Below are 19894 nucleotides of genomic sequence, written 5' to 3'. Positions count from 1 at the left end.
AGGGGGCAGGTGTGAGGAAGAGGGGAGGAGCGAGTCAGCCCACGTGGATGTACGGCCGCCGCTCCGGGTCCGGTTCCGCGCGGCGCAGCACCTCCTCGGTGACCGGTGCCACCTCACCGTGGCCGAAGACCAGGAAGCGGATCAGATTGCTCACCGGGTTGCCCTCCGTCCAGTTGAAGTAGGCGTGCGGGATCCGGCCGGTCCGGTCGCGCAGGGCCAGCAGCACCGCGGCGACGGTGTTGGGCACCGTCGGCCCCTGCGCCCGCAGCCGCCGCACGCCGAGCGTGTCGTCGCCGTGCACGCTGACGTCGGTGCTGAAGTCCGAGGAGTCCCGTACGAGCACCTCCAGGAACAGCACCGGGCCGCCTCTCGGGATGGGGGTGTGCCCGCGCTGATCGTGCTCCTTGACCCGGTACTCCCGTCGGGTGCGCTCCTTGGGGTCGTTCGCGATCAGCCGCAGCGGTCCGCCGCGGGCCGCCTCGTCGACGATCCGGGCCGCCCTCGCGTCGAGGACGACCTCGCCGGCGCGCAGTTCGAAGGCCCGGTGCACCCGGGAACCGAACGACGTGATCAGGATGGCGACGATGAAGATCCCGGCAATCTTGATGCCGTCCGGCCGCTCGATGACGTTCGCCACCAGGGTGTAGGCGAAGACGGCGGTGATCGTGCCGAAGCCGAACGCGGCCCGGCGATGGCCGCGCCGGTGCACGGCGACCGTGGAGGCGAACGCCGCGGACAGCATCAGGACCAGCACACCGGTCGCGTACGCGCCGCTCTGCCGGTCGACGTTCGCGTCGAACCACAGCGTGATCAGGACCGCGGCCGCCAGGAAGACCAGGACCAGCGGACGCACCGCCCGCGTCCACTCGGGGGCCATGCCGTAGCGGGGCAGGTAGCGCGGGACGAGGTTGAGCAGGCCGGCGAGCGCGGAGGCGCCCGCGAACCAGAGGATCGCGATCGTGGACAGGTCGTAGACCGTGCCGAACACCTGGCCGAGGTGCTCGTGCGCGAGATAGGCGAGCGCCCGGCCGTTGGCCTGGCCGCCGCTCTTGAACTCCGCCTGCGGGATGAGGATCGTCGTGGCCAGGCTGGACAGCAGCAGGAAGCAGCTCATGGTCAACGCGGCCGTGGTGAGCAGCTTGCGGGTGCCGCGGATGCGGCCCGCCGGGTTCGCGTACGTGTCCGTGGGGGCACCCCTGACCTGCGGCATCACGGCCACGCCGGTCTCGAAGCCGGACATGCCGAGGGCCAGCTTGGGGAAGACCAGCAGCGCCACGCCGATCATCATCAAAGGTGAGGAGTGTTCGGCGCTCAGCGCGTCGGTCCAGTTCCCGATCCGCACCGGGCCGGTGAACACCTCCCAGGCGGCATCGGCGAGCACGACCAGATTGAGGGTCAGATACGTCACCACCAGCACCACCGCGATACCGATGGCCTCCCGGAAGCCCTTCAGGAAGACGCCGCCCAGCAGCCCCAGCAGCACGAGGGTGATCCACAGGTTCTCGCCGTCCAGCCAGTGCGGGGCGAACGGGTTCTCCACCACGTGCGCGGCGGCGTCCGCGGCCGACAGGGTGATGGTGATGATGAAGTCCGTCGCCGCGAAGCCGAGCAGCACCAGCACCAGGATCTTCCCCGACCACCAGGACAGCAGCCGCTCCAGCATGGCGATCGACCCCTCGCCGTGCGGGCTCTCGTGGGCGACGCGCCGGTAGACCGGCAGCGCGCCGAACAGGGTCAGCGCGATCAGCACCAGGGTCGCGAGCGGGGACAGCAGACCGGCGGCGAGCGCGGCGATGCCCGGCTGGTACCCGAGCGTGGAGAAGTAGTCGACACCGGTGAGGCACATCACCCGCCACCACCGGTGGCCCTGGTGATCGGCGGGGGGAGCCGCGTGCGGTCCGGGGTGCCGGGCCGTCTGCTCGCTGAGCCCGTCCAGCAGCCAGGCCCGCCAGCGGGACGGGCGCGCGGCGTGCTCCGAACGGGCGGGACCGGAGCCGCCGGTGCTCCCCACGTGCGTACGGGTCATGCCCGTGTCTCCCTGTCTCCCTGCGGTCGGCGGGTCCGGCCGGCTCCGGACCGACGACGGGCACGTCCCCACCACATCGTCGCCCGCCCCCGCCCGGCGGGCGACCGCACGGGCTGCGCATAGGCTGGCCGGATGCAGGACGAGTACCGCACCGTCGCCCACCCGGGCGTGCACGAGACCGAGGTCAACCGCTCGCGCTTCCTGTGCGCGCTCGCCCCGGCCGCCACCGAGCGGGAGGCGCAGGACTTCCTCGCCGCCGTCCGCAAGGAGCACGCCGACGCCACGCACAACTGCTGGGCCTACGTCATCGGAGCCGACGCCTCGGTCCAGAAGGCCGGCGACGACGGCGAACCCGGCGGCACGGCGGGGGTGCCCATGCTCCAGATGCTGCTGCGCCGCGACATGCGGTACGTCGTCGCCGTCGTCACCCGCTACTACGGCGGCGTCAAGCTCGGCGCGGGCGGACTCATCCGGGCGTACGGCGGCGCGGTCGGCGAGGCGCTGGACACCCTCGGCACCCTCACCCGGCGGCGCTTCCGGCTGGCCACGGTGACCGTCGACCACCAGCGGGCGGGCAAGGTGCAGAACGACCTGCGCGCCACCGGGCGCGAGGTCCGTGACGTGCGCTACGGCGAGGCGGTCACCATCGAGATCGGTCTGCCGGACGCCGAGGTGGAGTCCTTCCGCGGCTGGCTCGCGGACGTCACGGCCGGGACGGCGGGCTTCGAACTGGGCGGCGAGGCTTACGGGGATGCCTAGCGCCTGATGAAACGCCTCGTGAAGTGCCTCATGAAACGCCTGATGCAGCACCCGATAAATGGGGCATTGTGGCCATAGTGGCTGTAACGACCGTGTGGGCGACCGGTCGTGGCGGCCTGAAACGGGGGTAACCGCCCGTGATGTCAGATCCGGCCGTTAACCTCGGGGATCATGCGACTGCTGCACACCTCCGACTGGCATCTCGGCCGGGCGTTCCACCGGGTCAACATGTTGGAGGCCCAGGCCGAGTTCATCGGTCACCTCGTCACGACCGTGCGTGAGCACGCCGTGGACGCCGTGCTCGTCTCGGGGGACGTGTACGACCGGGCGGTGCCGCCGCTCGCGGCGGTCGAGCTGTTCGACGACGCACTGCACCGCCTCGCCGACCTCGGCGTGCCGACCGTGATGATCTCCGGCAACCACGACTCCGCCCGCCGGCTGGGCGTGGGCGCCGGGCTGATCGACCGCGCAGGCATCCACCTGCGGACCGAGCCGTCGGCCTGCGGGACCCCCGTGGTGCTCTCCGACGCGCACGCGGACGTGGCCTTCTACGGTCTGCCCTATCTCGAACCCGCCCTGGTCAAGGACGAGTTCGGGGTGCCGAAGCCGGGCCACGAGGCCGTGCTCGCCGCCGCCATGGACCGCGTCCGCGCCGACCTCGCCACCCGCGCGCCCGGCACCCGGTCCGTGGTCCTGGCGCACGCCTTCGTCACCGGCGGCCAGGCCAGCGACAGCGAGCGGGACATCACGATCGGCGGGGTGGCCGCCGTGCCCGCGGGCGTCTTCGAGGGCGTCGACTACACGGCACTGGGCCACCTGCACGGCTGCCAGACCATCACCGAGCGCGTGCGCTACTCCGGCTCCCCGTTGCCGTACTCCTTCTCGGAGGCCGGTCACCGCAAGAGCATGTGGCTCGTCGACCTCGGCGCCGACGGCACGGTCACCGCCGAACGGATCGACTGCCCGGTGCCCCGCGCCCTGGCCCGCATCAGAGGCCCGCTGGAGGACCTGCTCGCGGACCCGGGGCTCGCCCGGCACGCGCAGGCGTGGGTCGAGGCGACCCTCACCGACGCCGTCCGCCCGGCCGACCCCATGGCCCGGCTGACCGCGCGCTTCCCGCACACGCTCTCCCTCGTCTTCGACCCCGAACGGGACCCGGACGACCCCGCCGTCTCCTACGCGGCGCGCCTCGCCGACCGCAGCGACCAGCAGATCGCGGAGGACTTCGTGGCGCATGTGCGCGGTGCCGGCCCCGACGAACGGGAGCGGACCGTGCTGCGCGACGCCTTCGACGCGGTGCGCGCGGACGCCACCGTGCGGGAGGTGGCCCGGTGAGGCTGCACCGCCTGGACATCACCGCCTTCGGACCCTTCGGCGGGGCGCAGAGCGTCGACTTCGACGACCTGTCCGGCGCCGGACTCTTCCTCCTGCACGGCCCGACCGGCGCGGGCAAGACCTCCGTCCTCGACGCGGTCTGCTACGCGCTGTACGGCTCGGTCCCGGGCGCCCGGCAGAGCGCGCAGGGCCTGACGCTGCGCAGCGACCATGCCGAGGCGGCCACCCGCACCGAGGTCCGCCTCGAACTGACCGCCGCCGGGCGAAGGCTGGAGATCACCCGGCAGCCGCCCTGGCAGCGGCCCAAACGACGCGGCTCCGGTACGACGCTCGACAAGGCCCAGACCTGGCTGCGCGAGTACGACGCGGTCGCCGGTGCCTGGAAGGACCTCAGCCGCTCGCACCAGGAGATCGGCGAGGAGATCACCCAGCTGCTCGGGATGAGCCGCGAGCAGTTCTGCCAGGTCGTGCTGCTGCCGCAGGGCGACTTCGCGCGGTTCCTGCGCGCCGACGCCGAGGCCCGCGGCAAACTGCTCGGCCGGCTGTTCGACACGCATCGCTTCGCCGAGGTCGAGAAGCGCCTCGCCGAACGCCGCAAGGCCACCGAGACGCAGGTGCGCGAGGGCGATGCCGCACTGCTGGCGGACGCCCACCGCATGCAGCAGGAGGCGGGCGGCGCCATGGAGCTGCCCGAACTGGCCGCCGGCGAACCGGGCCTGGCCGACGCCGTGCTCGGTGCCGCCGCCGTCGCCCGCAGCACCGCCCGCGAAGAGCTCGCCGTCGCTCGCTGCGGCCTCGCCGCCGCCGAGTCCGCGCAGGCCGCCGCCGAGCACGACCTGTCCGACGTACGTGAAGTGTCACGGTTGCAGCAGCGGTTCGCGCAGGCACGGCAGCGGGCCGCAGTGCTCGCGGAGCGGGCCGAGGAGCACCGGGCGGCCCTGGCGCGGATGGAACGGTCGCGCAAGGCGGAGGCGGTCGCGCCGGCCCTGGAGCTGCGGGACGAGGCCGACGCCGAGCACCGCCGGTCCGCCCACGCCGAGACGCACGCGCGGGCGCAGCTGCCGGACACCTTCGCGGAAGCCGGAGCGGCCGGACTCGCGGTGGCCGCGCGCCGGGCCGCCGAGGAGCTGGGCGGACTGGAGTCGGCCCGGCGGGCCGAACACCGCCTCACCGAACTCACCGCCGAGCGTGCCGGCCTGGAACGCCAGGAACGCGCCGACGACGACGTACTGGCGGAGGTGGAGAGCTGGCTCGGCGCGTGGGAGACGACCCGGGCGGGGCTCCAGTCCCGGATCGACTCCGCGCAGTCCGCCGCCACCCGGGCCGAACAGCTCGCCGTGCTGCGCGAACCCGCGCAGCGGCGGCTCACGGCCGCCCGCACCCGCGACCGGCTCGCCGAGGACACCGAACAGACCCGGCAGCGGGCGCTCGACGCTCAGGAGCGGGCGACGCGGGCCCGCGCCGACTGGCTGGACCTGAAGGAACAGCGGCTGAACGGCATCGCCGCCGAACTCGCCGCGAACCTCCTGGACGGCGAGGCCTGCGCCGTCTGCGGCGCCACCGAACACCCCGCCCCCGCCCGCAAGGTCGCCGGACACGTCGACCGCGAGGCGGAGGAACGCGCCCTGGCGCACTACCAGAGCGCGCAGGAACAGGCCGCGCGGGACGAGCGACGCCTGAGCGCCGTACGGGAGGAGCTCGCCGCCGCCACCGCCGAGGCGAGCGACACCCCCACCGAGCAACTGGCCCGCCAAGCGACTGAGTTGGAACAGCAGTACAGCGAGTCGCGCCGGGAGGCCTCCGGACTGCACGCCGCGAACGAGGAGTCGCGGCACGCCGAGCAGGAGCGCGAACGGCGCATCGCGGTACGTCAGGAGGCAGCAGTGCGAGCCGCCGCCCGGGTCGGCCACCGGGAGCGGCTGGACCGCGAGAAGGCAACCCTGGAAGGGGAGTTGGCACAGGCCAGGGGCGGCGCCGACAGTGTCGCCGCACGGGCCGCCCAGCTGGAGCGGCGGGTCGCCCGCCTCACCGACGCGGCCGACGCCGCCCGCGCCGCCGAGGACAGCGCGCAGCGGCTCAAGGACGCCGACGCGCGCCTCGCCGACGCCGCCTTCCGCGCCGGGTTCGACACCCCGCAGGACGCGGCCGACGCGCTCCTCGACGACGCGGCCCACCGTGAGCTCCAACGGCGCCTGGACGTATGGCAGAACGAGGACAGCGCCGTACGCGCCGTCCTCGCCGAGGCCGACACCGCGGCCGCCGCCGATCAGCCGCCCGCCGACGTCACGACCGCCGAGCGGACCGCCGCCGAGGAGGGCCGGCGGCTGCGCGACGCGGCCTCCGCACGCGACGCGGCCGCCCGGCGCTGCGCCGAACTCGACCGGCTCTCGGCCCGCGCGGCCACCGGGGTACGACGACTCGCACCGCTGCGCGAGGAGTACGACCGGGTCGCCCGCATGGCCGGCCTCGCCGCCGGGACCTCGGCCGACAACGAACGCCGCATGCGCCTGGAGTCGTACGTGCTGGCGGCCCGCCTGGAACAGGTCGCGGCCGCCGCGACCGCACGGTTGCAGCGCATGTCGTCCGGCCGCTACACCCTCGTCCACTCCGACGACCGGGCCGGCCGCGGCCGCAGCGGGCTCGGGCTGCATGTCGTCGACGCCTGGACCGGGCGCGAGCGGGACACGGCGACGCTGTCCGGCGGCGAGACGTTCTTCGCCTCGCTCGCGCTGGCGCTCGGCCTCGCCGACGTCGTCACCGACGAGGCCGGCGGGGTCCGGCTGGACACGCTCTTCATCGACGAGGGCTTCGGCAGCCTCGACGACCAGACCCTCGACGAGGTCCTCGACGTGCTCGACTCCCTGCGCGAACGCGACCGCAGCGTCGGCATCGTCAGCCACGTGGCCGACCTGCGGCGCCGCGTCCACGCCCAACTGGAGGTCGTGAAGGGCCGGTCGGGGTCGGCGCTACGGCAACGGGGCGTGCGCTGAGCTCACCCCTGCCCCTGCCCGGGCGCCCACCGGCCCGGCGCTCACCGGCCCACTGGGCGCCGGGGCAGGGGTGACGAGTAGACGACGCTGGTGGTGACCGAGCCCAGCCCGCCGATCCGGCCCGAGACCTCCTCCAGATGACGCATCGAGCGGGCCGCGACCTTGATGACGAAACAGTCGTCCCCGGTCACAGGGTGCGCTTCGAGGATCTCGGGCGTCACGGCGACGAGGTCGTGGAATGGTTTGTAGTTGCCGTTCGGGTAGCGCAGGCGGACGAACGCGAGGATCGACAGGCCGAGCCGCTCGGGTTCGACGACCGCCGCGTAGCCCTTGATGACGCCCGCCTCCTCCAGCCGCCGTACCCGTTCGGTGACGGCGCTCGGGGACATCGACACGGCACGGGCCAGCTCGGCGAAGCTGGCACGGCCGTCGCGCTGGAGGACGTCGAGGATGCGCCAGTCGGTGGCGTCCGGGGAATACACGGTCATGACGTACAGATAGCAGGGAAATCCCCGGCCGGACAACGGCCGGCCCGTGGATCGCCACTTCAGCGAGCCGATCACCGGCCGTAGATTTCTGGCCAGGAAGAGCCGCCGCACCGCCGACGCGGCGGCCCGAGGGAAGGGCCAGGCCATGACCGCCACCACGACCGACACCGTCCACCCCGTGAACCCCGTGCTGCGCGTCGCCCCGGCGGCCCCTGCCGAGGCCGCCGCGCACTTCCGCGCGAGCCTGGCCTTCCACGCCGACGTCTCCGACGTCGCCGCCGCGCTCGCGGCAGGCGGCGACCCCGGCTTCGTCGTGGTGGACTCCCGCTCCACCGAGTCCTGGGACCAGGGCCACCTCCCCGGCGCGCTCCACCTGCCGACCGCGCTCGTCCCCGAGCAGGCCGGACGACTCCTCGACAGGTCCGTCCCGGTCGTCACCTACTGCTGGGGCCCCGGCTGCAACGGCGCCACCCGCGCGGCCCTCGCCCTCGCCGAACTCGGTTACCAGGTCAAGGAGATGCTCGGCGGCTTCGAGTACTGGGCACGCGAGGGCTTCCCGTACGAGACCTGGGAGGGGCCCGCCCGACGCACCGCCGACCCGCTGACGGCGCCGGTGGACGCGGCGGACTGCGGCTGCTGACGCGACACCGGGCACGCACCGGCGGCACGGGTGCGTGCCCGGTTCCCCTCCGGCGGCCGGCGGCTCAGTTCCCTACCACCTCCGGCGCCGGACGCGGGAAGCGGCGGTCCGCCGCCGCGAACTGGCCCACCGTGTCCGGCCGCTCGGCGAAGGCCGGCGCCACGTCGCGTGCGCCGCCCGTCGCGTCCCGGCTGCCGGTGCGTACCTCAACGTCCAGGAGGAAGGGCCGGTACTCCAGGGCGAAGGTCACGAAATGCCATGGGGGACAGTGGATTTGCCGGAAGCCGGAGCGTGTAGGTTCTGCGGCATGGTGCGATACGCGGATCCGGACGCGGTGGACTGGGTGGAGTCGGGCGGCGGGCCCCTCATAGCGGTGCCCGAGACGGTGTTGCCGTTCTGGGCCGGGGCCGACGGGGACGAGACGGCCTCGGACTACGACCGGGCCTGTGACATCGACGCGGCCGTCGGCCTGCTGCCCGTGGGCGACAGCACGGCCCTGGTCCTCGGCGACGAGCCCGCCGCCACCGCCTACCTCCCCGAACACGGCACGTTCGTACGCTGGTACGCGGCGGACTCGGCTCGCGAACTCCTCGCGGCGCTGCCCACGGCGATCGAGACGGCGGCCTGGGAGACCGAGCTGCGCTGGGACGTACCCGGCACGGTCCTGCTGTTCGACGCGGCCTGGCCCGGCAACGACTGCGGTCGCACCGACCACGTGAAGCTGTCGCTGCACCCCGGCCGGTACGTTGTGCGCGCGGCCCAGGTACAGCCAGGCCCCGAGACCTGGCTGGGACTCGTACAGCTGCGACGGCTCCCGGACTGACGCGCCGACGGGGGCGGCCCGCGGCGGCCCCGCGAGGCCGACACGCGCGTGCGCCGGGACGGCAGTGCGCCGACGTACTCGTGCCGAGAGACCGTACGCCGAAACGCACGTGCGGAGATCCGGCACGGTCGCCATCATGGTCGTCCATGTCCCGACTCCAGCACCCCGCCCCCGAGGATCTGCTCCGTGACCCCCTGCCGCTGCGCGGCCGGACCGCCCTGGTCACCGGGGCGAGCCGACGCGACGGCATCGGGCACGCGGTGGCCCGGCGGCTCGCCGCGTACGGCGCGAGCGTCTGCCTGCACCACCACGTCCCGCACGACGCCGCCATGCCCTGGGGCGCCGACCGGCCCGAGGAGGTGGCCGCCTCCGTGCGCGCCGCGCTCGGCGACCCAGCGGCCCGGGTGGTCGCGCGGCCGGGCGACCTCACGGACCCGGCCGCGCCCGCCGAACTGATCACCGCCGCCGCCTCGGCGCTCGGCGGCCGACTCGACATCCTCGTCGCCAACCACGCCCTCAGCGGCTCCGACGGCACGCTCGACGCGATCGACGCCGCGATGCTCGACGCGCACTGGGCGGTCGACGCCCGCTCCGTGCTGCTCCTGGTCCAGGCGTACGCCCGGCTGCGCGCCGCACTGCCGACGCGCACCCCGGGCGGACGCGTCGTGATGATGACGTCCGGCCAGGACCTCGGGGACGGCATGCCCGGCGAGCTCGCCTACGCCCTCCAGAAGGGCGCGCTCGCCTCCGTCACCCGTTCCCTGTCGACCACGCTCGCCGAGCACGCCGTCACGGTCAACACCGTCAACCCGGGCCCCGTGGACACCGGTTACCTGAGCGGCGACGATCACGCGGCCGTCGCCGCGCGCTTCCCGGCCGGCCGGTGGGGTAGGCCCGACGACCCGGCCCGCCTCATCGCGTGGCTCGCCACGGACGAGGCGGAGTGGGTCACGGGTCAGGTCGTCGACTCGGAGGGCGGCTTCCGACGGTGAGCCGCCCGGGCGGTGGCGTCGGGCCGCCGGCCCGGCACCACCGCCGGGGCCGTCACAGGCGCGACAGCTCCTCCACCAGGTCGTCCAGGCCCAGGGACCCCTGGGACAGGGCCGCCATGTGCCAGGCCTTGAGGTCGAAGGCGTCCCCGTGCCGCTCCCGGGCGTTCTCGCGGCCCAGCAGCCAGGCCCGCTCACCGAGCTTGTAGCCGATCGCCTGACCGGGCATGGTCAGATAGCGGGTCAGCTCGCTCTCCACGAAGTCCGCCGGACGGCTGCTGTGCGCGCCGAAGAACTCCTGGGCCAGGTCAGGAGTCCAGCGCTCACCCGGGTGGAACGGGGAGTCCGCCGGGATCTCCAGCTCGAGGTGCATGCCGATGTCGACGATGACACGGGCGGCCCGCATCATCTGCGCGTCCAGGTAGCCGAGCCGCTGCTCGGCGTCGGTGAGGAAGCCCAGCTCGTCCATCAGGCGCTCCGCGTACAGCGCCCAGCCCTCGGCGTTGGCGCTCACCCCGCCGACGGTCGCCTGGTAGCGGGAGAGGTCCGCGGCGACGTGCGTCCACTGCGCGAGCTGGAGGTGATGGCCGGGGACGCCCTCGTGGTACCAGGTGGAGACCAGGTCGTAGACCGGGAAACGGGTCTGGCCCATGGTCGGCAGCCAGGTGCGGCCCGGACGCGAGAAGTCCTCCGACGGAGGCGTGTAGTACGGCGCCGCCGCACCGCCCGGAGGCGCGATGCGGGACTCCACCTTCCGCACCCGCTCGGCGAGTTCGAAGTGGGTGCCGTCCAGGGCGTCGATCGCCTGGTCCATCAGGCCCTGGAGCCAGTCGCGGACCTCGTCGACACCCTCGATGTGCTTGCCGTGCTCGTCGAGGTGCGCGAGGGCCACCCACGGCGTCGCCGCACCGGGCAGGACCTTCTCGGCCTCCTGCCGCATCTCGCCGAGCAGCCGGTGGTACTCGGCCCAGCCGTACGCGTACGCCTCGTCCAGGTCGAGGTCCGTGCCGTTGAAGTAGCGCGACCAGCGCGCGTAGCGCTCCCGGCCCACGGTGTTCGGCGCGCCCTCGATCGTCGGCGCGTACACGTCCCGCATCCAGTCCCGCAGCTCCACCACGGCCGCGGTCGCCCCGCGCGCGGCCTCGTCCAGCTCCGCGCGCAGCGCCTGCGGGCCCGCCGCCGCGAAGTCCTCGAACCAGCCTCGGCCGCTGCCGTCGGTGTCCGACCACTCGGTCAGCTGCCCGATGAACGTCGCCGTCGGACGCGGCGCCGCGTACAGCTTGCGGTCCAGGCCGAGGGCGAGCGACGCGCGGTAGCCCGCCAGCGCCGCCGGAACCGCGCGCAGCCGCTCGGCGATCGCGGCCCAGTCCTCCTCGGTCTGCGCAGGCGTGACGGTGAAGATCTCGCGCACCGAGTGCGCCACCGTGTGCAGGTTGCCCACCGAACGCAGGTGCTCGTCGGCCTCGTGCATGGCGAGCTCCGCGGTGAGCCGCTCGCGCAGCAGGCGCCCGCAGCGGCGCTCGATGTCACGGTCCGCGCCCGGCAGACGCTCGGCCTCGTCGAGCCGGGCGAGCGTCGTACGGGCCAGCTCGGCGAGCGCGTCCTGTCCCGCCGGTGAGGTGTCGGGCAGGCGGCTCGAACTCTCCTTCACTCCCAGGTAGGTTCCGGTGATCGGGTCGAGGGCGATCAGCTCGTCGACGTAGGCGTCGGCGACCTCGCGGGGCAGCTGGCTCTTGGTCTCTGACATGCGGACATCCTCATACGAACAACGGTGCCGCGTCAGCCCGGTTTGCCGCCGGATGTGCCGCGTCAGGCCGATTTCTCTGTGGGCGTGCCCGCCGGGCCGGGCGGGAGCAGGGGGCCGCAGTCCCACTGCTGGAAGATCAACCGCGTCTCCACGCGGGCCACTTCCCGCTGGGACGTGAACTCGTCCAGCACCAGCCGCTGCAGATCGGTCATGTCCGCGACCGCGACATGGACCAGATAGTCGTCGGGCCCGGTGAGGTGGAACACGGTCAGCGCCTCGGGCAACGCCCTGATCCGCTCCACGAACGGCCCCACCAGCTCCCGTCGATGCGGCCTGACCTGCACCGACAGCAGCGCCTGCAAGCCGCGCCCCAGCTTCGCCGGATCCACCCGCAGCTGATGGCCGAGGATCACGCCCGCCCGGCGCAGCCGCGTCACGCGGTCCAGACAGGTCGACGGCGCGACCCCGACCTGCGCGGCGAGATCGCGGAACGTCGTCCGGGCGTCGTTCTGCAACAGCCGCAGCAGATGAAGGTCGACCGGATCCAGTACGACAGATTCAGCCATCGGCCGAACGTAGCACGGTGTTCGAATCCGATGCACCGGTCGGTGTTCACCCTTCCGTCCATGGACTCAGGGAGCACGTTCGCGCCGAACGACGACGTACGCATTCCGCCGAGGGCACTGGCCACCGAGGCCGTGCACGCCGGACGGGACGATCTCGCCCGCCAGGGCCTGCACGCCCCGCCGATCGACCTGTCCACCACCTACCCCTCCTACGACAGCCGAGGGGAGGCCGCCCGGATCGACGCCTTCGCCACGACGGGCGCCGAACCGGACGGCCCACCGGTCTACGCCCGCCTCGGCAACCCCACCGTCGCCCGCTTCGAGACGGCCCTGGCCCGGCTGGAGGGCACCGAGAGCGCCGTCGCGTTCGCCAGCGGCATGGCCGCGCTGAGCGCCGTGCTCCTGGTACGGGGCTCGATGGGCCTGCGCCATGTGGTGGCCGTGCGTCCCTTGTACGGCTGTAGCGACCACCTGCTGACCGCCGGCCTGCTCGGCTCGGAGGTCACCTGGACCGACCCGGCCGGCATCGCGGACGCCCTGCGCCCCGACACCGGACTGGTGCTGGTGGAGACCCCGGCGAACCCCACCCTCGCCGAGGTGGACCTGCGGGCCGTCGCCCATTCCTGCGGCTCCGTGCCGCTGCTCGCGGACAACACCTTCGCCACGCCCGTCCTCCAGCGTCCCGCCGAGCAGGGCGCCCGGCTGGTGCTGCACAGCGCCACCAAGTACCTCGGCGGGCACGGTGACGTGATGGCGGGCGTCGTCGCCTGCGACGAGGAGTTCGCCGGACGGTTGCGCCAGGTCCGGTTCGCCACCGGCGGGGTGCTGCATCCCCTGGCGGGCTATCTGCTGCTGCGCGGACTGTCGACCCTTCCGGTCCGGGTGCGGGCCGCCTCCGAGAACGCCGCCGAACTCGTCCGCCGCCTCGCCGCCGACCCGCGCGTCGCCCGCGTCCACTATCCGCGCATCGGCGGCGCGATGATCTCCTTCGAGGTGCACGGCGACCCGCACGAGGTGATCGCCGGCGTGCGTCTGATCACCCCGGCCGTGAGCCTGGGCAGTGTCGACACGCTCATCCAGCACCCCGCGTCCATCAGTCACCGCATCGTGGACCCGACGGACCGGCACGCGGCGGGCGTGGGCGACCGGCTGCTCAGGCTCTCGGTGGGTCTGGAGGACGTCGAGGACCTGTGGGCCGACCTGGAGCGGGCGTTGGACGGGGCGACGACGGCGGACCGGGCCGGCGTGGCGGAACCGGGGACGGCCTCGGTCTCCTGACCCGCTTCGGGGGCACCGGCCGCCCGGTCGTTCCGGTCGCCTTGGTCGTCCTGGCCGGCTTGGTTGCTCTGGGGCACGAGGGTGTCCTGGCCGCCACTGTCGCCCTGGCCGGTGGACCTGGCTCTTCCGGTCGCTCCGGCCGGTGGTCCCGGTCTCGTTCGTTCCGCCGGTCGGTCGGTCGGCCGGCCGTTCCGGTCGGTCGTCCCGGCCGTCCGCACGACGAACGGCCCGGCGGAGTCCGTGTCCGCCGGGCCGTTCGGTCGCGTCGGCGCGGGTGCCCACGAGGTGTGTACGCGGGTGCCCGCAGGGCGCCGGTGACGCGTCTCGCGATCCGTCGCGGCAGGCCCGCGGTACGCCTGGTACCTGGTCGAGCGCGGATCCGCCGGCCGGGTACGGATCCCTAGTCGCGCACGATCCGCTCGCCGTAGAGCTCCTGCCGCTGTTCCCGCTGCCGCTCGTGGGACGGCCGTGCCCCGGCGTGCGCCGCGTTCACCCGGGCCGTGATCACCAGGGTGCCCTCCTCGATCTGGTAGTCGAGGGGCAGTCCGAGGCCGCGCATCGCGGCGACCATGCCGGTGTTGGACGCCTGCGTCACCGCGTACACGCTCTCGCAGCGTGCCTCGGCGGCCATCGCGACCAGGCGGCCGAGGAGCTCGGCGCCGATACCCCGTCGCTGCCACTCGTCCTCGACGAGCAACGCGACCTCGGTCTCGTCGCCGTCCCACAGCAGATGGCCGAGTCCGACGATGCGCCCCGACGCGGTCTGCACCGCGAGGGTCCGGCCGAAACGGGGGCTGAGCAGGTGGTTCAGATAGCGGTCCGCGTCGCCGACGGGCCCGTGATAGCGCATCGAGAGGGTGCGCGGCGAGCATCGCTCGTGCATGTCCTTCGCCGCCGCCACATCACCGACGTCGGCCCTGCGTACGGTGATGTCGTTGCCCTCGGGCAGGGTCAGCACGTCCTCGCTGAGCGGAACGCGCGGTCCGAGCCGGGCGTCCAGCTCCACCAGCGCCCGCGCCCGCGCGAACTCGGTCGGCGTGAACGGCAGATACGGCCGCTCCACGGTGATCACTCCGCCTTCCGGCGCCCGCAGCCGCATCACGGTGTCCTCAAGGACGCCCTCCACCGGTACGGACTCCGCCCCACGCGCCTTGCCCGGTCCCGTGGCGGGCAGTGACCGGATGGTGCACCGGCCCAGCAACTGGCGCAGCGCGAGCGGGAGTTCCGCCGCGTCCAGCGCGGTGCGGGTGGCGAGGCCGAGCACCCGGGTCGGCGCGTCCACCAGGTCGTGCGCGTCGGCGCGCTCGATCCAGGTGTCGGTGCCGCCCGCCTGGGCCACCACGCGGGAGATCTCGGCGGCGGCCAGTGCGCCGGGGGCCCGCAGCAGGAACTCGTCCACGGTGCCGTCGCCCAGCGGATGCGTCTGGAGGCTCAGTATGTCCACCCGCTGACCGGCCAGCACCGTGCACAGCGCCGCCAGCGAACCCGGTTCGTCCTTCACCGTCGTCCGCATCCGCCACAGGGAGCTCTCGCCGCCCGCGTTCGGGACGGCGACGGGCGACGGCCCGGCCTGCCGCTCACCGGAGCGCGGCCGGGCGCCGGTATCGGTCTCGGGAGGCGCGTGACCGTGGCGGCGTGCCCACCATGTGTGGAATCCCGCCGTCGCCGCGAGCGCTCCCGCCGAGATCACCAGCAGGGCCGGACCGTCGGGGCCGTGACCGATCAGGTTCGCCACGGCGTCGGCCACCGCCACGGCAGTGAAGAGAGCGGCGAGTTCGACCAGATCCCTCCGCCAGTGGTGCACGGGTCGACCATGTTTCGCGCGCGTCACATCAGACAGGTCTCGATTCATGTAGCCACTGTGAAGGATCCGTGTTGCGTGATCACGAACGGTTTGTGACTGAGCGGTAAAGACTGGATCTGCACCTTTTGCAGCTATTTTGATCGTTCCGGTGCGGCGCATGACAGCCCACCTGCCGTTCGAGGTCAGCGATGGTGTCCGGGCGCGGCAGGCGCCACGCCCGACCACGTCAGGCGGCCACCCCCTCGGCCAGCGCACTGCGCAGCCGCCGGGCCTGCGTCACCAGACGGGAGGAGCCGCGCCGCTCCGCCGCCTGCGCCAGATGAGGCAGATCGCCCCGCGCCCCGGACCGCTCGGCACACTCCGCGGCCACCGTCAGCAGCTCTCCGAACCCCCGGGCCGGCCCGGTCGCACTGTCGACGGTCAGATCGGCGAGCAGGGGCGGCAGCGCGTGGCCGAGCAGTCCCCAGACGGTGGCGTCGGCACCCGTGGCCGCGGCCGTCCGCAGGGAGTCGGCCAGCCGCTGCGGCTTCACGGCTCCGCACCGTGTCAGCTCGCCGAGGTCCGCGCCCAGCCGGGCCCCGTCCAGCTCGCCGCGCGCCGCCAGCACCAGCAGGGCGTCCACGGCGGCGAGCCGGTCCTGCGCGTGCCGTGCGCCGAGTCCGTACGCCAGGCACAGATGCACGGCGTCCCCCGCCTCCCCGCCCGACTCCGCGAGCAGCGGCAGGACGTCGGCGCCCCGGGCGTCGTCCACCGCGACCTCGGACATGTCCCGCAGGATCCGCACCGCCACCAGCTCGCGCCGTTCCGGGAGCACGGCCAGCCAGTGCCGGCGCAGTTCGTCGTTCCAGTGCGCGCAGTAGCGGTGGCCGTCGAACACACCCACCGGGCGGCCCAGATGCGCGAAATCCGGAGGGAACCCCGCCTGAAGCTCCAGCAGTTCGGCGGTCTCCACCAGGACGCGGCGGCCCGAGGTGCGCCGGCGTCGCGACGGCGTCGAGGGTGCCTCGGAGGTGAGCCACGCGGCGAGGCGCGTCCCTTCAGGCGTGCCGAGTGCCGCCGCACGTATGGCGGCCGCCGTGGCCGCCGTACGGTCCGTGCGGCGTACCCGCAGCAGCGCCTGCGCGAAGTCGGCGGCCCCGACCTCGGCACCCAGACGCCGGTAGGAGTCGAGGCGCTCCACCAGCGCGTCCGGCTCCAGCAGCCCGGTGCTCCAGGTCGGCGTCGACAGCAGGAACGGCAGCGGGTCCGTGCCGATCCGGTACGCCACCTCCCACAGGCGGGCTTCGAAGGCGCGGGCGAGCGCGCCGTGCGCACAGGACCGGGCCGTCGAGCCGCGCGAGTCGCCCGGGCGGAGCCTGGCGGCCGGCCCCTCACCGGCCAGCGTCGCCAGGACGAGATCCAGGCCGTCCTCGGAGTCGTGGAACCCCTCGAAGGACGCGCCGTAGTGCGTGTCGGCCCGGTACGCGTACTCGACGTCGGTCCCGGCACGGTGCCACCAGCGCCGCGCCGTCACCGGGACGAGCGCCTCCATCAGGCCCTCGCGGTCGCTGTACGCGAGCCGGACCAGGCCGTCGAGCGCGCGCTCGAAAGAGGCCACGTCCCCGTCGGACGCCAGCACCGCGCCCAGCTCCGCCGCGAGTTCGGTCGCCGAATCGGGCGCGGGCGCCAGCCGCTGCGGCTCCGGCACGGGCGGCAGCACCTCCACGTGCGCCACCGGTGCCTCGGGCCGGGGCGCGGCGCCCAGCGTCCGCACCGCCCGGGTGTGCAGGACCGGGATCAACTGCTCTGCCGCCAAGGCCAGTCCGGCCCGCACCGGCGCGGAATCGACCTTCGCGAGATGTCGCTCCACGAGTTTCAACGCTCGCTCCTGCATCTCCGGATCGTCGTGCCCGAAGGCCTGCGCGACGACCGGGAGCAGCTCCCCGGCCGCGGACGGGTCACGCGGCAGCACCTTCCCCAGCAGTACGAGCTGCGCCCTGATGAGCTTCTTCTCGCTGCGGAACAGCACGGCCGCCGACATCTCGCCGAGCCGGCGCGGTGCCAGCTCGCCGTCCAGGGCCAGGCTGCCCAGCACCGACTGGGCGTGCGAGGCCACCACGGAGACCGAGTCCGAGGCCAGCGCCAGCCAGTCCGCGGTGCGCTCCCGCTCCTCGTCCCGGGTGAGCGCCAAGGCCTTGAGCAGCCGCAGGAACATCCGGTGGTCCGCGGCGGTGCCGCCGCGCAGCAGCCGGGCCACGCACGCGTCGACCATCGCCGTCCGGTCGAGGGCGCCTTCGGCGGTGAGCCGGGTGAGCGCGTCGGCCCAGTTGTTCGCTCTCTCGGCGGAGCCCCACTCCAGCGGACCGCCGATGTCGTCCGTCTCGAAGAGCGCTGCCGTGAGCCTGGCCAGGTGCGGATCCTTGCGCAACTGGTCGAGCACGGTGGCCCCGTGATGCCAGGTGGCCGAGATGTGCTCCACCCAGCCCCGTACATAGGCGTCCGTGGTCGGCACGGGACGGCCGGACAGCCGGACCAGTCCCGCCAACAGTGCGTAGGGCACCCCCGACGACACCGGGCGCTCCGCCAGCCGGCGGGTCACGTCGGCGAGCCAGGCGGAGTCGCGGTCGCCCAGCACGTGCAGCAGCAGCGCCAGCCGCGACGACGACCAGCTCACATCGGTGCTCGCGATCCAGCTCGTCACGCCCGCCGCGCCGGTCTGGCAGGCGGCCCCGGCCAGATGCAGGGCGGGGTGGGCGTGCATCGCCTCCCGCTCCCAGCGCACCGGCCTGAGCTCCTTGCGCAGTGCCTGCAACTCCGGGAAGACCGCGCGCCGTTCGGCGTCCGTCATCCCGTCGAGCAGTCTCACCACGTCGGCCGTCCGGCCCGCCCGCACCGCGTCCATCAGCGAACTCATCGCACACCACCGTCGACTCGCGTCCCGATCTCCCGCGCGACGGCACCCCGTCGCACCATCCGTACCGCCAGCGCGTGCTTGCACGGCCCGCGTCCGCCCCGGTACCGGGCCCACCACAGACAGGTGCAGGTGAGCACCCCGGCCTCGTCCCGCACCCGGTGCGCGTGCCCGTCCTCGGCCGTCACCGTCCCGATGGCGCCGTCCAGGACCACCGCACCGGCGGACACCAGGGCCCGGGCCGAACGCAGCCGCGGGTTGTGGCGCTCCACGCGCCCGGCGTCGTAGGGAAGTTCGCGATGGAAGTAGGCCGCCTCCGCCGTGTCGTAACCGACCCGGCCCGAGGTGCCCAGGCGGACCAGCGCCGCCCGGACCCGCTCCGCCGTGAGCCCCGAGGCGGCCGCGAGGTCGACGACGTCGACACGGGGCTCCCAGGCCAGGAGCACCGAGAGGAGTTCGGCGTCCTCGGCCGCCTCGTCGGTGGCCAGGGCGTCCAGGACTCCGCCCTCGCCGGAGAACCCGCGCGAGGCGTCCGGCGACAGCGTCAGGGTGAGCCGCATGCCGGGCAGGACGGCCTCCCAGGCGCTCGCCGTCGCCGTCGCGGCCGTCGTACCGGCCGCGCCGAGCACGGGGCCGTAGACCCGCAGGGCCGTCGCGTGCCGCAGCACCCGCTGCAACGCGGCCAGCCGCTCCGGCCCTGGCAGGCACACCGCGCCGGGCACCGCCCGGGTGGTCGGCCGCAGTCCGCGGCCCGCGGGCACCACCCAGCGCGAGGTCCCCGAACCGCTCCTGCCCGTGCCGCGCGGCAGCGTGCGCAGGAAGCGCACCGCCTCGGCGGCGGGCAGTTCGGCCCGCAGATCGAATCCGGCCGCGACGACCTGGGCCTCGGCGAAGCCGCGCAGCCACCGGTCGGGAAGCGGCACCTTCTTCTCCACGACCGGGCCATCCAGCGTGGTCACGGCCATTTCCTCGGGTCCGACGCGCAGATGCAGCGGATCGTCCCCGCCGATCCGGGCCAGGGCCTCCCGCAGGGGGCTGTTGACGTCGACGTTCGTCGTGCCGTGTCCTATCTCGCCGCCGTCGAGGCCGGCGTCCAGCACGTCCAGTCGCGCGTACACCCCGCCGCAGCCGGAGAAGGACTCGAAGCGCAACCGGTCGCCGTTGCCTGTGACCACCGGGTCCAGCGAGGCGGGCAGCTGCCGCTGGTAGTAGCGTGTCGCCGCCACGTCGGCCACCGCCAGCAGCCCGGCCGCAGCCACCTGAGGAGACGTCAGGAAGCCCGTGAAGAAGCGCGGATGGGCCTCGGCGCCGGCGGGCGTCACACCCGCCGACGTCTCCAGTCCCAGCCGTCGTCCGCCCGCGGCGGATTCCAGCACGGAGGGTTGGCGATAGGCCACGGCCTGCAAGGATCGCGTCATGGAAAAACCGTAGGGGCGACCACTGACAATGGCTCTGACCTGTGAAAACGCCGACGCGACGGCCGAATTGGCGGCCGCCGCGATGTGACGCGCACCGGGGGATGACGCCGGTGCGCGTCCTGCGTCCGAGGGTACGGGACC

General features: G+C 73.8%; 15 protein-coding genes. 7 read left to right on the top strand and 8 right to left on the bottom strand.

Translation table 11 applies throughout. From position 1 onward, the window contains the following. Window positions 1–34: 34 nt before the first annotated feature. Window positions 35–2026, bottom strand: a complete 1992-nt coding sequence (locus ACWCQK_RS24110; protein ID WP_451158097.1) for an amino acid transporter — start codon at window positions 2024–2026, stop codon at window positions 35–37. Between the two features lie 132 nt (window positions 2027–2158). Between ACWCQK_RS24110 and ACWCQK_RS24105 the strand changes: the two genes are divergently transcribed. From ACWCQK_RS24105 to ACWCQK_RS24095, 3 genes are all read left to right on the top strand, one after another. Then, window positions 2159–2785, top strand: a complete 627-nt coding sequence (locus ACWCQK_RS24105; RefSeq protein WP_451158095.1) for a YigZ family protein — start codon at window positions 2159–2161, stop codon at window positions 2783–2785. 171 nt (window positions 2786–2956) lie between these two features. Further along, on the top strand, window positions 2957–4120 hold the full coding sequence (locus tag ACWCQK_RS24100) for an exonuclease SbcCD subunit D (protein ID WP_451158093.1): 1164 nt from the start codon (window positions 2957–2959) through the stop codon (window positions 4118–4120). Beyond that, on the top strand, window positions 4117–7110 hold the full coding sequence (locus tag ACWCQK_RS24095) for an AAA family ATPase (RefSeq protein ID WP_451158091.1): 2994 nt from the start codon (window positions 4117–4119) through the stop codon (window positions 7108–7110). The genes ACWCQK_RS24100 and ACWCQK_RS24095 overlap by 4 nt, the downstream gene beginning before the upstream one ends. 41 nt (window positions 7111–7151) lie before the next feature. Here the strand turns inward: ACWCQK_RS24095 and ACWCQK_RS24090 are convergent, their stop codons facing one another. Then, the gene (locus tag ACWCQK_RS24090; RefSeq protein WP_451158229.1) at window positions 7152–7598 is read right to left on the bottom strand and encodes an Lrp/AsnC family transcriptional regulator; all 447 of its coding nucleotides are present in this window, start codon (window positions 7596–7598) and stop codon (window positions 7152–7154) included. 145 nt (window positions 7599–7743) lie between these two features. Here ACWCQK_RS24090 and ACWCQK_RS24085 point away from each other — a divergent pair, with 145 nt between their 5' ends. Then, window positions 7744–8238, top strand: coding sequence for a rhodanese-like domain-containing protein (locus ACWCQK_RS24085; RefSeq protein WP_451158089.1), 495 nt, complete (start codon window positions 7744–7746; stop codon window positions 8236–8238). A gap of 64 nt (window positions 8239–8302) precedes the next feature. On the opposite strand, the gene ACWCQK_RS24080 is transcribed toward ACWCQK_RS24085, so the two are convergent. Then, window positions 8303–8488, bottom strand: a complete 186-nt coding sequence (locus tag ACWCQK_RS24080) for a hypothetical protein (RefSeq protein ID WP_451158087.1) — start codon at window positions 8486–8488, stop codon at window positions 8303–8305. 57 nt (window positions 8489–8545) lie between these two features. Between ACWCQK_RS24080 and ACWCQK_RS24075 the strand changes: the two genes are divergently transcribed. Both ACWCQK_RS24075 and ACWCQK_RS24070 read left to right on the top strand, forming a co-directional pair. Then, window positions 8546–9061, top strand: a complete 516-nt coding sequence (locus tag ACWCQK_RS24075; RefSeq protein ID WP_451158085.1) for an immunity 21 family protein — start codon at window positions 8546–8548, stop codon at window positions 9059–9061. A 146-nt stretch (window positions 9062–9207) separates the two neighbouring features. Further along, a complete protein-coding gene (locus tag ACWCQK_RS24070; protein ID WP_451158083.1) occupies window positions 9208–10053 on the top strand; it encodes an SDR family oxidoreductase in 846 nt (281 codons plus the stop codon). Window positions 10054–10105: 52 nt separating this feature from the next. Here ACWCQK_RS24070 and ACWCQK_RS24065 read toward each other — a convergent pair whose 3' ends face one another. Together ACWCQK_RS24065 and ACWCQK_RS24060 are read right to left on the bottom strand one after the other, a co-directional pair. Further along, window positions 10106–11797, bottom strand: coding sequence for a DUF885 domain-containing protein (locus tag ACWCQK_RS24065; RefSeq protein ID WP_451158081.1), 1692 nt, complete (start codon window positions 11795–11797; stop codon window positions 10106–10108). Window positions 11798–11859: 62 nt separating this feature from the next. Further along, window positions 11860–12363, bottom strand: coding sequence for an Lrp/AsnC family transcriptional regulator (locus ACWCQK_RS24060; RefSeq protein ID WP_451158080.1), 504 nt, complete (start codon window positions 12361–12363; stop codon window positions 11860–11862). Window positions 12364–12423: 60 nt separating this feature from the next. Between ACWCQK_RS24060 and ACWCQK_RS24055 the strand changes: the two genes are divergently transcribed. Further along, on the top strand, window positions 12424–13641 hold the full coding sequence (locus ACWCQK_RS24055) for a trans-sulfuration enzyme family protein (protein ID WP_451158078.1): 1218 nt from the start codon (window positions 12424–12426) through the stop codon (window positions 13639–13641). A 400-nt stretch (window positions 13642–14041) separates the two neighbouring features. Here ACWCQK_RS24055 and ACWCQK_RS24050 read toward each other — a convergent pair whose 3' ends face one another. From ACWCQK_RS24050 to ACWCQK_RS24040, 3 genes are all read right to left on the bottom strand, one after another. After that, the gene (locus ACWCQK_RS24050) at window positions 14042–15445 is read right to left on the bottom strand and encodes a GNAT family N-acetyltransferase (protein ID WP_451158076.1); all 1404 of its coding nucleotides are present in this window, start codon (window positions 15443–15445) and stop codon (window positions 14042–14044) included. A 226-nt stretch (window positions 15446–15671) separates the two neighbouring features. Further along, on the bottom strand, window positions 15672–18338 hold the full coding sequence (locus ACWCQK_RS24045; protein WP_451158074.1) for a DUF7824 domain-containing protein: 2667 nt from the start codon (window positions 18336–18338) through the stop codon (window positions 15672–15674). Further along, entirely contained in the window at window positions 18335–19753 is a 1419-nt protein-coding gene (locus ACWCQK_RS24040) for an SWIM zinc finger family protein (RefSeq protein WP_451158072.1), read from the bottom strand. The genes ACWCQK_RS24045 and ACWCQK_RS24040 overlap by 4 nt, the downstream gene beginning before the upstream one ends. Between the last annotated feature and the right edge of the window lie 141 nt (window positions 19754–19894).

This window comes from Streptomyces sp. NPDC002306, from assembly GCF_053593435.1.
Note: the sequence above shows the minus strand (reverse complement) of the source record. Positions and strands in the feature narration are given on the sequence as shown.

What these genes read in the sequence shown, in the direction of transcription:
- ACWCQK_RS24110 (WP_451158097.1), bottom strand. Translation starts at nt 2,026, where the DNA reads ATGACCCGTACGCACGTGGGGAGCACCGGCGGCTCCGGTCCCGCCCGT.
- ACWCQK_RS24055 (WP_451158078.1), top strand. Translation starts at nt 12,424, where the DNA reads ATGGACTCAGGGAGCACGTTCGCGCCGAACGACGACGTACGCATTCCG.
- ACWCQK_RS24075 (WP_451158085.1), top strand. Translation starts at nt 8,546, where the DNA reads ATGGTGCGATACGCGGATCCGGACGCGGTGGACTGGGTGGAGTCGGGC.
- ACWCQK_RS24090 (WP_451158229.1), bottom strand. Translation starts at nt 7,598, where the DNA reads ATGACCGTGTATTCCCCGGACGCCACCGACTGGCGCATCCTCGACGTC.
- ACWCQK_RS24065 (WP_451158081.1), bottom strand. Translation starts at nt 11,797, where the DNA reads ATGTCAGAGACCAAGAGCCAGCTGCCCCGCGAGGTCGCCGACGCCTAC.
- ACWCQK_RS24100 (WP_451158093.1), top strand. Translation starts at nt 2,957, where the DNA reads ATGCGACTGCTGCACACCTCCGACTGGCATCTCGGCCGGGCGTTCCAC.
- ACWCQK_RS24070 (WP_451158083.1), top strand. Translation starts at nt 9,208, where the DNA reads ATGTCCCGACTCCAGCACCCCGCCCCCGAGGATCTGCTCCGTGACCCC.
- ACWCQK_RS24105 (WP_451158095.1), top strand. Translation starts at nt 2,159, where the DNA reads ATGCAGGACGAGTACCGCACCGTCGCCCACCCGGGCGTGCACGAGACC.
- ACWCQK_RS24045 (WP_451158074.1), bottom strand. Translation starts at nt 18,338, where the DNA reads ATGAGTTCGCTGATGGACGCGGTGCGGGCGGGCCGGACGGCCGACGTG.
- ACWCQK_RS24085 (WP_451158089.1), top strand. Translation starts at nt 7,744, where the DNA reads ATGACCGCCACCACGACCGACACCGTCCACCCCGTGAACCCCGTGCTG.
- ACWCQK_RS24060 (WP_451158080.1), bottom strand. Translation starts at nt 12,363, where the DNA reads ATGGCTGAATCTGTCGTACTGGATCCGGTCGACCTTCATCTGCTGCGG.
- ACWCQK_RS24040 (WP_451158072.1), bottom strand. Translation starts at nt 19,753, where the DNA reads ATGACGCGATCCTTGCAGGCCGTGGCCTATCGCCAACCCTCCGTGCTG.